Source organism: Nocardia camponoti (genome assembly GCF_014646135.1).
GTDB lineage: Bacteria > Actinomycetota > Actinomycetes > Mycobacteriales > Mycobacteriaceae > Nocardia > Nocardia camponoti.
The window spans coordinates 718,857-732,185 of record NZ_BMMW01000001.1 but is presented as its reverse complement, the minus strand read 5'-3'; the positions used below and the strand labels follow the sequence as shown (position 1 = coordinate 732,185).

Below are 13,329 nucleotides of genomic sequence, written 5' to 3'. Positions count from 1 at the left end.
TGATGGGCGCGGTTCCCGCAAAATGGCTCTATGACGGGCACCCGGGGGATCGACGAAATCATCGATATCGCACGGTATCCGCTCACCGACGCGCACTCGCCAGGCCGGGCATCGGCCATCGCGGCAGCGCGCGCGGAACTGGCGGAAACCGGCTGCACCGTGCTGCGGGAATTCCTGCGGCCCGAGCTGCTCGAAGACCTGCGGCGTGAAGGAGAAGCCGTCGCGCCGCACGCGTACTACCGCGTCGAGCGCGTCAACGCGTACAACATCCCGCTCGACACCGAGCTGCCGGACGGCCACCCTGCCAAGATCGTGCTTGAGCGCGGCAATGCCTTCGTTGCCCGCGACCACATCGGCGTCGACACGCTCATTCAGCGCCTCTACGTCGATCCGGTGTTCAAGCGGTTTGTCGCCGACTGCTTCGACCTTGACGAGCTACACGAGTTCGCCGACCCGCTAGCCGGGTTGTGCCTCAACGTCGTTGAGCCCGGCATGTCGCACCCGTGGCATTTCGACACCAACGAATTCACGGTGTCGATGCTGACCCGCCGCCCCGACGCTGGTGGCGTCTTCGAGTACTGCCCCAACATTCGCGACCCGCACAACGAACACCTCGACGACGTGTCAGCCGTGCTTGAGGGTCGCGGTGATGCGCTCATCCGCGCGCTCGAACTGCGCCCCGGCGACCTGCAACTGTTCAAGGGCCGCTTCTCCCTGCACCGCGTGACCGAGGTTGACGGTGCGGGACAACGACATTCGGCGATTTTCGCCTACACCGATCGGCCGGGCGTGATCGGCACGGTCGAACGCACACGCCAACTTTTCGGTCGTGTGTTGCCTGATCACGTGGCCGCCGCGGCCAGCGCCGTCCGAGGAGACCAACTGCTCGACTGAGAGGACCCCTCATGTCCGTTCCGTTGCACACCACCGGCAAAGCATCCTTCGACGATATTTACGAAAGTCCCGATCCTCGTGCGTATTTCGCGCGGATGCACGAACTCGATTACCGGATTCCCGAACTTGCCAAACCGCATTTCGAAGCCGAACTTGCCGAACTGCGCGCCCTTCGTCCCGATCGCATTCCCACCGTCGTTGATCTTGGTTGCTCCTACGGCGTGAATCCCGCGCTCATGCGCACGAATACCGGTGTCGCGGACTGGGCGCAGCACTACCGCGACCTCGACGACACCGACCACGTCGGCATGATCGCCGCCGACCGGGAGCGGTTGCGCGCCGACGTTTTGCCCGACGTACGCTTCATCGGGATGGACGCCGCACGCCCGGCGCTGATCTACGCCCACGCCGCCGGATTCCTGCACGACTACGTGCACGCCGACCTCGAGGCCACCGAGCCCACCGAGGCGCAACGTCGTGTGCTCGCCACCGCTGACCTGGTGATTTCCACCGGGTGCGTCGGCTACATCACCGAAAAAACCCTGTCGCGAGTAGCCCAAGCCGATCCGCATAAGCGTCCGTGGATGGCCCATTTCGTGTTGCGCATGTTCGATTTCGAGCCCATCGCCGCCGAACTGGCCGCGCTTGGCTACGTCACCGAAAAGCGTGCCGGGCTGTTCGAACAACGTCGGTTCGCCTCAGCGGAAGAACGCGAACAAGTGCTAGACGCGTTGGCCGCCAAGGGAATTGACACCACCGGCCACGAATCCGAAGGCTGGCTGCTCGCCAATCTGTTCATTTCTCGACCACAGTCCACCTAACCCCACCGAGATCTGAGGAAACCGGATTGAACCAACCCACGTTCGCCGCTGAAGACAGTTTGCCCCGGGTGCCGCTGCCGACGCTGGCCGACAGTGCCGCTCGGTTCGTGCGCTGGTGCGCGCCGCTGTTGACCGAGGCCGAGCTGGCCACCACCGAGGCCGCGGTCGCTGACGTGCTGCGGCCCGGCGGGGCGGGCGTCGTGCTCAACGACGCGCTCATCGCCTACAACGACACCCCGGGCGTCGCGAGCTGGCTCGATGAGTTTTGGCCGTCGCGCTACCTCGGTCGACGCGACCGAATCGCGCTCAACGCGAACTTCATCTTCCTGTTCCGCGAAGACACCCCGCTCGCGTCGTCGGCGCAGGCGGGTCAGGCTGAACAGGCGGCCGCGTTGATTGGCGCCGCGGTCGATTACAAGCTCGCGCTCGACGAGCAGCGGATTCCGCCGGTCACCCAGCGCGGGACGCCGCTGTCGATGTGGCAGAACGAATACCTGTTCTCCGAAACGCGTATTCCGGGTGCCGTGCAAGACACCGTCCGCAAGCCCTACAGCGAAGAGTGGCCAGGGCCGTCGGATGCCCGTCATATCGTTGTGTTCTACCGGGGCAACATCTTCCGGATGGACGTCATCGGGCCCGACGGTGCGCCGTACGCGTTCGACGACCTGGTCGACGGGTTGCGCGCGGTGATTAAGGGCGGCACCCGGCCCGCCGCCACCGACACCGCCGTTGGCCATCTCACCACCAAGGCGCGTGCGGAGTGGGCGAGCAGTCGCGAAGCGTTGCGGACCGAACCCGCCAATGTCGCGGCGTTCGATGTCATCGAGACCGCGCTGTTCACCGTGGTACTGGAAGATTTCGCGCCGCGCGACGAGCTGCACGCGTGTGATCAACTGCTGCACGGGGATTCGGCTAACCGCTACTTCGACAAGTCGGTGTCGCTGTTGGTTTTCGCCGACGGTCAAGCCGGTATCAACATCGAACACTGCGGGCTCGATGGAACGACCGTGCTGTCGTTTGTCGACGCGCTGCTTGAGCGGTCCGTCGCCGATCACGCCGAAACCAGCGGTGCGCGGGCCCAAGGGTTGCCGCCGGTTGAGCCGGTCGAGTTTGTGCTCGACTCGGCCGCGCGTGCCGACATCGCCGCTGCCGGTGCCGATTTCGCGCGTTACGCCGCCGACACCGCGACGCAGATCGTGTCGTTCAACGACTTCGGGACCAGCGATGCGAAGAAGCTCGGCATTTCGCCAGATGCGTTCGCGCAGTTGGCTTATCAGCTCGCTCATCGGCGCAGCAAGGGCATCACCGGTGCGACGTACGAGTCGATCGCCACGCGTCAGTACCGGGGTGGCCGCACCGAGGCGATGCGCGTGATCACCCCGGAGATGGTGGCCTTTGTCGACGCGATGCTCGACGAGGCGGTCAACGACGACGACAAGACCACCGCCGCCCGCACCGCCGCCGCCGCGCACGTGCAGCGGGCGAAGGAGTGTCAGGCCGGTCAGGCTCCCGAGCAGCATCTGTGGGAGTTGCAGTGGATCCAGCGCCGTCGCGGTGCTGAGCTTGGCGTTGCCGATGAGCAGATCGCGCTCTTCGACAGCCCGGGCTGGACGATCATGCGCGACGACTACCTGTCGACCAGCTCCGCGCCATCGCAGTACATCCGGTACTTCGGTTTCGGCTCAACGAGCCCGAAGTGCATCGGCATCGCGTACGTGTTGCTGCCGGATCGCTGGAACATCTACCTGGCAACGCCGAAGTCGGTGGCAGGGGAAATGCGCTCGTTCGCTGACCACTTGCGTGACGCGGTCACCGAACTGCGCACACTGCTCGCACCCGTCGAGGCGTAAGCGCGTCCCGGCGCGACCCCAAACGGGTGTCGCGCCGGGTGCGTGAAACAATGACGAACCGTGAAGAACTTCGAATCCCTGTTCGCCGAGCTGACCGAGCGCGCCAAGACCCGTCCCGAGGGTTCTGGCACCGTGGCCGCATTGGACGCCGGCGTCCATTTCCAGGGAAAGAAGGTGCTTGAGGAGGCGGGCGAAATTTGGCTCGCCGCCGAGCATGAGAGCGACGAGGCGCTCGCCGAGGAAATGTCGCAGCTGCTGTATTGGCTGCAGGTGATGATGATTGGCCGTGGGCTCACGTTGGAGGACGTGTACCGACATCTGTGAGCAGATGCCGTGAACTTCCCCTCCCGCTCATCCCACTGAAAGGCCATTGCCATGTTGCGCGTCGCTGTCCCGAATAAGGGCTCGCTGTCGGAATCCGCGGTTTCCATCCTGTCTGAGGCTGGCTACCGCAAGCGCACCGATTCCCGCGACCTCACCGTCCTCGACCCGGCCAACCAGGTCGAATTCTTCTTCCTTCGCCCCAAGGACATCGCGATCTACGTCGGCTCGGGCGAGCTTGACCTCGGCATCACCGGGCGCGACCTCGCGCTCGATTCCGGCGCCAACGTCACCGAACGGCTGTCGCTCGGCTTTGGTCGGTCGACCTTCCGCTACGCCGCGCCCGCTGGCGAGGAATGGAAGGTCCAAGACCTCGCTGGCAAGCGCATCGCCACCTCGTACCCGAACCTCGTGCGCGCTGACCTGGCTCGCTTCGGCATCGAAGCCGACGTCATCCGCCTCGACGGCGCGGTGGAAATCTCCATCCAGCTCGGCGTTGCCGACGCGATCGCCGACGTTGTCGGTTCGGGTCGCACGCTGCGGCAGCACAACCTCGTCGCCTTTGGCGATTCGCTGTGCGACTCCGAAGGCGTGCTGATCGAACGCACTGGTTCCGACCAGTCCGACCGTGCGCGCAACCAGCTCATCGCCCGCATTCAGGGCGTGGTTTTCGCCCAGCAGTACCTGATGCTCGACTACGACTGCCCCAAGGCACTGCTTGACGAAGCCGTCGCTATCACCCCTGGCCTTGAGTCGCCGACGGTGTCGCCGCTGACCGACCCCGACTGGGTTGCCGTCCGCGCGCTCGTGCCGCGCAAGCAGGGCAACGAATTGATGGATCGCCTCGCTGACCTGGGCGCCAAGGCGATCCTGGCCACCGACATCCGCTCCTGCCGAGCCTTCTAATTCGCGGGTAGGCTCGGTTCATGTCCAACAAGAACGAGCACGAGGAAAAGATCGAGAAGGAACAGGTCGAGCGCGAAGAAGAGCGCCGCCGACTGGAAGAGGAAGAAGAGCGCCGCTTGCGGTAGCGCTTCCCCCGAGATCTATTCACGCTGAACACAATCGGTGTGCTCAGCTAGTTGCCGTTGCTACCTTGCGTTTCTTGATGAGGGAAACGCAAGGAGTTCGTTGTGTCCGATACGCAGGTTGAGCCCCGCCCGGGGAGCACCTTCCGCTTAAACGAAGACTGGTTAGCCACCATTGTCGGGCTCGCGCTGATCGCGCTTGTGCTCGTCGGTGCCATTCCCGCGTGGTTGGTGCCGTAATGAGCGACAAGACCATCACCGCAACCACTACAACCACCGAAACCGAAGCGCTGCAAGCGAATCCGCGTCCCGGCATCGTCGACATCGTCGCCGGTATTCTGCTTGTGCTCGCGCTTGGCGCGCTTACCCGCTACTTCGACGTCCACGTGCCTAAGTGGTCGGTCGACACCCCGTTCAAGCGCATCGCGAAATCGATCGAATACCCGGTTTACGCCATCGCGATCGGGCTCATCGGCAACGTCATCCTGAGCAAACTCGGTCTGCGGGAACGACTTTCGGCCGGGTTCCGCACCGAGGTCTTCATTAAGACCGGCGTGGTGCTGCTCGGCGCGTCGATCAACCTCAAGATCCTCGTCACCGCCGCCGGTCCGTCGATCGTGCAGGCGCTCGCGCTCATCACCATCGTTTTCGGGTTCACCTGGTGGATCGGCGGACGGCTCGGCCTCGACGACAAGCTGCGCGCGCTGCTGTCGTCGGCGGTGTCGATCTGCGGCGTCAGTGCCGCGATCGCGGCGGCCGGTGCGGTGCAGGCCAAGCGTGAGCAGATCGCGTACGCGGCGTCGCTGGTGATCATCTTCGCGCTGCCGTCGATTTTCGTGCTGCCGTGGGCCGCCGACGCGCTTGGCCTGTCCGACGCCGTCGCTGGCGCGTGGATCGGCGGCAACATCGACACCACCGCCGCCGTCGCGGCATCGGGTGCCATCGCGGGCGAGAAGGCGTTGCAAATCGCCACGATCGTCAAGACCACCCAGAACGCCCTGATCGGCCTGGTTGCGATCGCGCTGACCGCCTACTTCGCGCTGCGCGTTGACCGCAGCGGCGAATCGACCCGCCCGAGCATCGGTGAGTTCTGGACTCGGTTCCCGAAGTTCGTGCTCGGCTTCATCGCCGCGTCGGTGATCGGCACCCTGTATCTGCAGTCGGTCGATAAGAAGACCGGTGCCGCCCACATCGCCATCATCAACGACCTGCGCACGTGGGCGCTGATCCTGGCGTTCGTGTCGATCGGACTTGAGTTCTCGCTACGTGGGCTCAAGGACGCTGGCTGGCGGCCGATCGTCGTGTTCGGCTCGGCCGTGCTGGTGAATCTTGCTGTTGGCCTTGGTCTTTCGGTGCTGTTGTTTAGCGACTTCACCGTCTGAGCGTGACCACGAGCTGCCCGGATCAACGCGGTCCGGGCAGCTTTTCACATATCTTCACTAACGCCCACGTCGGGCATCCCCAAGTCGGCACTCCCAGCCGACGCACCCGGCCAGCCCGGATACGCAGGCGGCGTTCCACCGAACTCCGGGCACATCGCCTTGAAATCGCAGAACTTGCACATCGAATTGCGGGTCGCGGGGAACTCGCCGGTCTCGCCCGCTTCGATAATCGCCCGCCACAGCGCGACCACGATGCGCTCGAATCGGTCGAGTTCATCGGCCTCGGGCACGTAGGTGAGCACGTTCTTGTCGGCCAAATACACCAGCCGCAACTGCGCGGCCAGAATCCCGCGCGTGCGCAAGATCATCAGCGCGTAGAACTTGAGCTGAAACAGTGCCCGCGCTTCGTGCAGCGGACCGGGGGAGCGGCCCGTCTTGTAGTCGACCACGCGCAACAGCCCGTTTGGCGCGACGTCGATGCGGTCGACGAACCCGCGCAGCGGCACATCACCGGCGAGGTCGCATTCGACGCGCTCTTCCAACGCGTGCGGCTCGAACCGCCGTGGGTCTTCTAGTTCGTAATAGCTCGCGACGAGCTTGCGTACCTGGGCGAAGAAGGTGTCCCGCCCGGTTTCGGCAACCAACGCGTCGACACCGTCGCGTTCACCGCGCACCCGGTCGAACGCCCCGGCGACCAACTCGGCCGCCCGTTCCGGCTGACGTTCGCCCGCGGGCAGCCCGAACAAATCCTCAAGCACCGCGTGTACGACCACCCCGCGAATCGCCGCGAGCGACGGCGGCTCGGGCACCCGGTCGACGGCTCGTAGCCGATATTTCAACGGGCACTGCTTGAAGTCGGCCGCACGCGAAGGCGAAAGCGCGGGCCGCGATCGAGCTGGCTCGGCGGCATCGGGTGCGAGGGGGACGGTCAACGACATGAGTCGCAGGTTAACGGCACCCTGTGACAAGTACTGCCGACAAGTACCCCCTGCCAGGTTCGACCACCCCACCTGGCAGGGTTAGATACCCCAACACAGAACGGAGAACCATGACGGCCAGACGAACGGGCCCATTCGCCATCGGGGACCGCGTGCAGCTGACCGACGGCAAGGGTCGCCTGTTCACGGTAGTGCTGGAAGAGGGCAAAGAGTTCCACACGCACCGGGGCGGAATTAAGCACGATGACCTGATCGGGGCCGATGAAGGCACCGTCGTGAAGTCGGTCAACGGCACGCCCTACCTGGCCTTGCGCCCGCTGCTCACCGACTACGTGCTGTCGATGCCGCGCGGTGCGACCGTGATTTACCCCAAAGACGCCGCCCAGATCGTCCACGAGGGCGACATCTTCCCCGGCGCGCGTGTGCTTGAGGCCGGTGCCGGTTCCGGCGCGCTGACGTGCTCGCTGCTGCGCGCGGTCGGCTCCGAGGGCGAAGTGATCTCCTATGAGATTCGCGACGACCACGCCGAGCACGCGATTCGCAATGTTGAGACGTTCTTCGGCGCGCGACCCGAGAACTGGAATCTCACCGTCGCTGACGTCGCCGATTACGACGGCCCGCAGGTCGACCGCGTGATCCTCGACATGCTCGCCCCGTGGGACGCGCTGCCCGCCGTGTCGAAGGCGCTCGTGCCCGGCGGCGTGCTGATCGTCTACGTCGCGACGGTGACGCAGCTGTCGAAGGTCGTCGAGGCGCTGCGTGAGCAGGAATGCTGGACCGAACCGCGCTCGTGGGAATCGATGGTGCGTGGCTGGCATGTGGTCGGGCTCGCGGTGCGACCTGAACATCGGATGCAGGGCCACACCGCGTTCTTGGTGAGCGCGCGTCGACTCGCTGAAGGTACGGTGACCCCGAAGCCGCAGCGTCGCCCGTCGAAGGGCTGACACCTCAGCTAGCAAAAACCTGGCGTTACTCCAGCGCGACGCGGAATTCCTTTGGCACACAAAGGATTTCCTGCGTCGCGCTGCGTTTTTTGTAACCGCGAATTCACGCAAGCGACCCGTTGGCGGCGCATATTTCGCACTACGGTGGGTAAGCGGCATCAGGGGCGATGTGCGCGACCTCAGATCCCACTTCGGGACCACGCCAGGGGGATTGGATGCTGTCGGCTGTACTTGTTGTGCTCTCACTCGCGTTGTTCGCGAATTCCGTTGCCACCCTGAGTTGGATGCTGCACGCGTGGCGAACGCCGGAAAACCTTGCGGCAACACGCTTTCCGGACCCGGATGGGCCAGGCAAACTACGGTTCTCGCTGCTCGTGCCCGCCCGCCACGAAGCGGCGGTCCTTGAGCACACCCTCGTTGGGTTGCTAGCGACACAGCACCCGTATGTCGAGATTCTGGTGATCGTCGGTCACGACGACCCCGACACCGCGGCGGTCGCGGAGATGGTCGCGCTACGCGCACCAGACCGGCTACGCGTTGTTGTCGACCATCACGACGTCAAAAACAAGCCGAAGGCGCTCAATAACGCTCTCGCGGTGTGTACCGGCGACGTCGTTGGCGTTTTCGACGCCGAAGACCACGTGCATCCCGAGTTGCTCGACCACGTCGACTACGCGTTCCGATACACCGGCGCCGACGTCGTCCAAGGTGGCGTGCAATTAGTGAACTTCCATTCCAGCTGGTACGCGCTGCGCAACTGCCTCGAGTACTTCTTTTGGTTCCGCAGTCGACTGCACCTGCACGCCAACCAGGGCTTCATCCCGCTCGGCGGCAACACGGTTTTCGTGCGCACGCCGCTGCTGCGTGAGGTTGGCGGCTGGGACGAGAACTGCCTCGCCGAAGACTGCGAACTCGGTACGCGCCTGTCGAGCCGGGGCGCGCGCACCGTCGTCGCGTACAACCCGGCGCTGGTAACCCGTGAGGAAACTCCCGGTTCGCTGTACGCGCTGTTCAAACAGCGCTGCCGCTGGAACCAGGGCTTCATGCAGGTCTATCGCAAACGCGAATGGCGGCACCTGCCCACGTTCACGCAACGCATTCTCGCGCGCTACACACTCGCAAGCCCGTTCCTGCAAGCGTTTTCGGGCATCGCGATGCTGCTCGGCATCGTCGTCGGCCTGTTCGTGAAGGTGCCAGACGGGATCGCGCTCATCACCTTCGTTCCGCTCGTCCCCACGCTGGCAACCTTGGCGTTCGAACTGGTTGGGCTGCACGACTTCGGCCGCCAATTCGGCGTGCGGGTCCGATTCAGCCATTACCTGAAACTCGTTGTGGGCTCGGTGTTTTACAACCTGATGCTCACGGCAGCAGCGGCACGCGCGGTGTGGCGCGAATTCACCGGTCGCAACAACTGGGAACTCACCAAACATGTCGGCGCGCACATCCCGCACGTGCGCCCGACTGAGGTAGTGGAGGTGGCGTCATGACCGTAACCGCGTTGCGGCCCGTACCCGACATCGTCGAATCGACACCGCTAGCACCCCCCATCATCAACGCACCCACCGGACTTCGCGCCCGCGTCGACGGAGTGATCTTGGCGGTCCTGTTGCCGCTGATCGCGCTGGTGCAGGGGACCAACATCGGCAACTACCCTGGCCTCAGCGACGACGAAGGTACCTACCTCGCCCAGGCGTGGGCGGTCGGCACCGGGCGCGGGCTCACCCATTACACCTACTGGTACGACCATCCGCCGCTCGGCTGGCTGCAACTGGGCGCGGTGTCGTGGCTGCCCGACCTGATCAGCCCGTACCCGGCGGCGGTCAGCAACGGGCGCTTCGTGATGCTCGGCGTGACCCTCGTCGCCGCCGCGTTGCTCTACACCCTCGCGCGGCGAATGAGCATGCGGCCGTGGGCAGCTGGCGTCGCCGTCGCGCTGTTCGCGCTGTCGCCGTTGGCCGTGGAGTTTCAGCGCCAAATCTTCCTCGACAGCATCGCGGTGTGCTGGATGCTCGGTGCGTTCGTGCTCGCGTCGTCGCCTCGACGCGGACTCGGCGTGCACATGGCCGCCGGGCTGTGTGCGGCGGTCTCGGTGTTGTCGAAAGAGACGATGGTCGTGATCTTGCCCGCGCTGATCTACACGCTGTGGCGGTCGAGTCATCCGGCGACGCGCAAGTTCACTGTCGTCGGCAGCGGCGTCGCGTTCGGGCTGCTCATCGCGTTCTACCCGCTCTACGCGCTGCTGAAGAACGAGTTCGTCCCCGGTGAGGGGCACGTTTCGCTGCTTGGCGGTGTCGCGTGGCAGTTGCACTCACGGGCAGGCAGCGGCGCGGTGTGGTCGTCGGATTCGGCGGCACGACACCTCGTTGAGTGGTGGCTCAGCATCGATCCTGTCCTGCTCGGTGGCGGTGTATGCGCGCTGGTCATCGCGGTCGCGGTGCCCCGGCTGCGCGGCATCGCGATAGCTGGGCTGATTCTGATCGCCGTTGCCTTGCGCCCCAACGGGTATCTGCCCGCGATGTACATCATTCAGCTGCTGCCGTTCCTTGCCCTCGCGCTGGCTGGCGTCGCCGAGATCGCGGTCGGCGCGGTCACGGGAGCGTTGACCAGGTTTGACGTGCCTCGTCGGACCGCCGTGCTCACCGTTGGCACGGTCGCCGCCCTCCTTGCCCTCGCCGTTGTCGCCCCTCGATGGGTCGAAGGCGATGCCCGTGCGATGACGGACCGTCGCGCGGACGCGTTCGTCGAATCGGTGCGCTGGGTCGACGCCAATATCAGCGACCCTGGCACGAAGAAAATCGTTGTCGAGGACGCGATTTGGCTCGACATGGTCGATGTCGGCTTCCAACCGGGCATGGGCGCGATCTGGTTCTCCAAGCTCGACGTTGACCCCGCGATCCACCTCGACAACGGGTGGCGCGACATCGATTACGTCGTCGCGAGTCCGCTGGTACGCGATTCGGCGCGCGAATTGCCAACGCTGCGCGCCGTTTTGGAACATTCCCGTCCGGTCGCGGTCTTCGGCAACGGGGACGGGCGCGTTGAGGTTCGGGCCGTCGATCGGGAGAGCGCTGAATGATCAATCGGGTTTCGCGGTGGGCACTGTTGCTCATCGTCCTCGCGGCGGTCGTCGTTGTCCCGCCGGCGACCGCGCAGCCGAATGTCCTGGTGAATCCTGGCGTGGAAACCCTTGGTGCGGACGGGTTTCCGCAGTGTTGGGAGAAATCGGGCTGGGGTGTTCACGACGCGACGTTCAGCGTGGTACCCCAGGCGCACAGCGGAACGAACGCGATGCGCATCACGATGGCCAACTACGTCTCGGGCGACCGCAAGGCGATGATCCTCGAAAGCACCACGTGCGCACCGACGGTCACCGTTGGTCATCAATACGACCTGTCGGTCTGGTACACCACGACCACCCCGAATACCGTGTTCACCGTCTTCCGCCACGACACGGTCGCCGGATGGCAGTACTGGACTGACCTCGCGAGTTTGCCCGTCGCGGGCACCTACACCGCGGCGCAAGTGCGCACGCCCGCCGTGCCGCCCAACACCGACCAAATCACGTGGGGCGTCACGATTTACGGCAACGGTGAGCTCACCACCGACGACTATGCGATGTCGGATGCCACCGCGACGCCCCCGGCACCGGTGTGTACCGGCACCGCAACGCAATGCGAAAAGGGCAGCTGGGACGTGCTCGCGATGCCCGCCCCGGTGCGCGGTGTGCATGCCGCTGTCCTGCCGACGGGCAAGGTGCTGTTGATCGCCGGCTCAGGCAACGACCCCGCCGCGTTCGCCGCTGGCACGTTCAGCACCGCGCTGTTTGATCCGGCGACCAACCAGTTCACCACCGTGGCGACGCCCTGGGACGTGTTCTGCGCTGGCCACGCCCAGCTCCCCGACGGGAAACTGCTCGTCATGGGCGGAACGAAGTCCTACACAACGCCTGAGCACGGGTATCAGGGCCTGCCTGATTCCTACATTTTCGACCCAGCGACAAACGCCTACACCCGCACCAACGACATGCTCGCTGGCCACTGGTACCCGTCGGCGACCACGCTCGGCAATGGCGACATCCTCTCGCTCGGTGGACTCGGCGAAGACGCGAACGGAACCGTCGCCACCGAGCTGTTCTCAGCGGCGCAAAACCGGTGGCTCGGCTTCGGCGAAACCAATCAGACGTGGAGCTGGTGGGGGCTGTACCCAGCCATGATCCTCATGCAGGACGGTCGCCTTTTCTATTCTGGCGCACACGTTTTCGGCGACGGGCTCGCTGGCTCGGGCGCGTCGATCTATGACTACGCGGCGGGCACCATCACCGATGTGCCGGGACTGCGTAACAAAGATCAGCGCGACCAAGCGATGAGTGTGCTGCTGCCCCCAGCCCAAGACCAACGGGTGATGACCCTCGGTGGCGGCAATATCAACACCAACCCCGACGCGCACCGCCACAACGACATCATCGACTTGAAGCAAGCGGCCCCGGCGTATCAGCCCGCGCCCGATCTGCCATCGGGCACGCTCACCGGCGGCGTTCCGCAGACGGCGGCGCAGGGCAAGATGTATTTGTCGGCGGTGATCCTGCCGGACGGGACCGTGTTCGAAACCGGTGGGGCCCTGCATAATCGGGCCGATCCCGTGTTCGAAGCGTCGCTGTTCAACCCCGCGACCAACACCTTCACCGCGGGCATGGCGACCGATCCCGTCGCGCGTGGGTACCACTCGTCGGCGATGATGCTGCCCGACGGTCGCGTGCTCGCTGTCGGCGACAATCCCGCCGACGGCAGCTTCGAGCAACGGCTGTCGATTTATTCGCCGCCGTACCTGTTCAAGGGTCCGCGTCCGCAGCTCTCGGTGGCGAGCCAGCAGTGGACCTACGGCAGCGCGCAACAGCTCACCGTCGACGGTGCGGTCGTGAAGGCGTCGCTGATTCGTCCTGCGGCAGTGACACATTCGTCAGATCCGAATCAGCGGTACGTTGATCTGCCGTTGACTGTCGCCGGTGGCACGGTCACCGCGAACGTGACGTCGAACCCGAATATGGCACCGCCGGGCTGGTACATGCTCACCGTGGTTAACGCGGCGGGGGTTCCTTCGGTCGCGCAGTGGGTACACCTCGGATGAGAGGGAAGAGGATGCGACGCAATCTGC

General features: G+C 64.9%; 12 protein-coding genes. 11 read left to right on the top strand and 1 reads right to left on the bottom strand.

Going from position 1 to position 13,329, the window contains the following annotated elements:
* The first annotated feature begins 30 nt into the window (after nucleotides 1-30).
* The 7 genes from IEX78_RS03320 (at nucleotide 31) to IEX78_RS03295 (ending at nucleotide 6,296) form a co-directional block, all read left to right on the top strand.
* Nucleotides 31-894 carry a HalD/BesD family halogenase gene (locus IEX78_RS03320; RefSeq protein ID WP_188827201.1) on the top strand — a complete coding sequence of 288 codons (864 nt, stop codon included), beginning with the start codon at nucleotides 31-33 and terminating at the stop codon, nucleotides 892-894.
* A gap of 11 nt (nucleotides 895-905) precedes the next feature.
* Entirely contained in the window at nucleotides 906-1,715 is an 810-nt protein-coding gene (locus IEX78_RS03315; RefSeq protein WP_188827200.1) for a class I SAM-dependent methyltransferase, read from the top strand.
* Between the two features lie 26 nt (nucleotides 1,716-1,741).
* Complete coding sequence (locus IEX78_RS03310) at nucleotides 1,742-3,565, top strand: choline/carnitine O-acyltransferase (protein ID WP_188827199.1); 1,824 nt, start codon at nucleotides 1,742-1,744, stop codon at nucleotides 3,563-3,565.
* Between the two features lie 60 nt (nucleotides 3,566-3,625).
* On the top strand, nucleotides 3,626-3,889 hold the full coding sequence (locus IEX78_RS03305; RefSeq protein ID WP_188827198.1) for a phosphoribosyl-ATP diphosphatase: 264 nt from the start codon (nucleotides 3,626-3,628) through the stop codon (nucleotides 3,887-3,889).
* 51 nt (nucleotides 3,890-3,940) lie between these two features.
* A complete protein-coding gene (hisG, locus tag IEX78_RS03300; RefSeq protein ID WP_188827197.1) occupies nucleotides 3,941-4,792 on the top strand; it encodes an ATP phosphoribosyltransferase in 852 nt (283 codons plus the stop codon).
* A 227-nt stretch (nucleotides 4,793-5,019) separates the two neighbouring features.
* Nucleotides 5,020-5,154, top strand: coding sequence for a hypothetical protein (locus IEX78_RS24485; protein WP_268240867.1), 135 nt, complete (start codon nucleotides 5,020-5,022; stop codon nucleotides 5,152-5,154).
* Entirely contained in the window at nucleotides 5,154-6,296 is a 1,143-nt protein-coding gene (locus IEX78_RS03295) for a YeiH family protein (protein ID WP_188827196.1), read from the top strand. Before IEX78_RS24485 ends, IEX78_RS03295 begins: the two co-directional genes overlap by 1 nt.
* A gap of 44 nt (nucleotides 6,297-6,340) precedes the next feature.
* Here the strand turns inward: IEX78_RS03295 and IEX78_RS03290 are convergent, their stop codons facing one another.
* Nucleotides 6,341-7,234 carry a RecB family exonuclease gene (locus tag IEX78_RS03290; protein WP_188827195.1) on the bottom strand — a complete coding sequence of 298 codons (894 nt, stop codon included), beginning with the start codon at nucleotides 7,232-7,234 and terminating at the stop codon, nucleotides 6,341-6,343.
* 110 nt (nucleotides 7,235-7,344) lie between these two features.
* On the opposite strand from IEX78_RS03290, the gene IEX78_RS03285 reads away from it, so the two are divergent.
* The 4 genes from IEX78_RS03285 to IEX78_RS03270 all read left to right on the top strand — a co-directional run bounded on the left by IEX78_RS03285 (nucleotide 7,345) and on the right by IEX78_RS03270 (nucleotide 13,302).
* Entirely contained in the window at nucleotides 7,345-8,178 is an 834-nt protein-coding gene (locus IEX78_RS03285) for a tRNA (adenine-N1)-methyltransferase (protein ID WP_188827194.1), read from the top strand.
* 215 nt (nucleotides 8,179-8,393) lie between these two features.
* A complete protein-coding gene (locus IEX78_RS03280; protein WP_188827193.1) occupies nucleotides 8,394-9,665 on the top strand; it encodes a glycosyltransferase in 1,272 nt (423 codons plus the stop codon).
* Nucleotides 9,662-11,254 carry an ArnT family glycosyltransferase gene (locus IEX78_RS03275; protein WP_188827192.1) on the top strand — a complete coding sequence of 531 codons (1,593 nt, stop codon included), beginning with the start codon at nucleotides 9,662-9,664 and terminating at the stop codon, nucleotides 11,252-11,254. Before IEX78_RS03280 ends, IEX78_RS03275 begins: the two co-directional genes overlap by 4 nt.
* Nucleotides 11,251-13,302, top strand: coding sequence for a galactose oxidase early set domain-containing protein (locus IEX78_RS03270; protein ID WP_188827191.1), 2,052 nt, complete (start codon nucleotides 11,251-11,253; stop codon nucleotides 13,300-13,302). The genes IEX78_RS03275 and IEX78_RS03270 overlap by 4 nt, the downstream gene beginning before the upstream one ends.
* Nucleotides 13,303-13,329 lie beyond the last annotated feature (27 nt).